Raw genomic sequence first — 1,687 nt, forward strand, 5'->3', positions numbered from 1 at the left:
AAACATTACGTTATCACTGCAATTTGTGTGAACACTCAACACTATAAATTCTTTCAAGATAAGGAGGTGATCCAACCCCAGGTTCCCCTAGGGTTACCTTGTTACGACTTCACCCCAGTCATGAATCACAAAGTGGTAACCGTCCTCCCGAAGGTTAGACTAGCTACTTCTTTTGCAACCCACTCCCATGGTGTGACGGGCGGTGTGTACAAGGCCCGGGAACGTATTCACCGTGACATTCTGATTCACGATTACTAGCGATTCCGACTTCATGGAGTCGAGTTGCAGACTCCAATCCGGACTACGACGTACTTTCTGGGATTCGCTCCACCTCGCGGTCTTGCTGCCCTCTGTATACGCCATTGTAGCACGTGTGTAGCCCATCCCGTAAGGGCCATGATGACTTGACGTCGTCCCCACCTTCCTCCGGTTTATCACCGGCAGTCTCCTTAAAGTTCCCGACATTATTCGCTGGCAAGTAAGGATAGGGGTTGCGCTCGTTGCGGGACTTAACCCAACATTTCACAACACGAGCTGACGACAGCCATGCAGCACCTGTCTCTCAGTTCCCGAAGGCACACCAAAATCTCTTTTGGCTTCTGAGGATGTCAAGGGATGGTAAGGTTCTTCGCGTTGCATCGAATTAAACCACATGCTCCACCGCTTGTGCGGGCCCCCGTCAATTCATTTGAGTTTTAACCTTGCGGCCGTACTCCCCAGGCGGTCAACTTAGCGCGTTAGCTACGCTACCCACAGATCAAGTCCACAGACAGCTAGTTGACATCGTTTACGGCGTGGACTACCAGGGTATCTAATCCTGTTCGCTCCCCACGCTTTCGTGCCTCAGCGTCAGTATTTGTCCAGGTGGCCGCCTTCGCCACTGATGTTCCTTCCAATCTCTACGCATTTCACCGCTACACTGGAAATTCCACCACCCTCTACAATACTCTAGACTACCAGTTTCAAATGCAGTTCCGAGGTTGAGCCCCGGGATTTCACATCTGACTTAATAATCCGCCTACGCACGCTTTACGCCCAGTAATTCCGATTAACGCTTGCACCCTCCGTATTACCGCGGCTGCTGGCACGGAGTTAGCCGGTGCTTCTTCTGTCGCTAACGTCACAGAATGCAGTTATTAACTACACCCCTTTCCTCACGACTGAAAGTGCTTTACAACCCGAAGGCCTTCTTCACACACGCGGCATGGCTGCATCAGGGTTTCCCCCATTGTGCAATATTCCCCACTGCTGCCTCCCGTAGGAGTCTGGGCCGTGTCTCAGTCCCAGTGTGGCTGATCATCCTCTCAAACCAGCTAGAGATCGTCGCCTTGGTAAGCTCTTACCTTACCAACTAGCTAATCTCACTTGGGCTAATCAAATGGCGAGAGGTCCGAAGATCCCCCCCTTTGGTCCGTAGACGTTATGCGGTATTAGCAGTCGTTTCCAACTGTTGTCCCCCACCATAAGGCATATTCCCAAGCATTACTCACCCGTCCGCCGCTCGACGCCGAATAGCAAGCTATTCTCGTTTCCGCTCGACTTGCATGTGTTAAGCCTGCCGCCAGCGTTCAATCTGAGCCATGATCAAACTCTTCAATTAAAATCGTTTGTGTAACCTAAGTTACGGCTCAATGAATCTGTACATATAAAACTTATTTCGAAACAGTAAACTGTTTCTGATATTTTT

General features: G+C 50.4%; 1 rRNA gene. It reads right to left on the reverse strand.

From position 1 onward, the window contains the following. Positions 1-59: 59 nt before the first annotated feature. Positions 60-1,600 (reverse strand): 16S ribosomal RNA (locus tag QQK02_RS16345). Positions 1,601-1,687: the final 87 nt, after the last annotated feature.

Origin of the sequence: Thalassotalea eurytherma (assembly GCF_030161415.1) — a bacterium.
Lineage (GTDB): Bacteria > Pseudomonadota > Gammaproteobacteria > Enterobacterales > Alteromonadaceae > Thalassotalea_G > Thalassotalea_G eurytherma.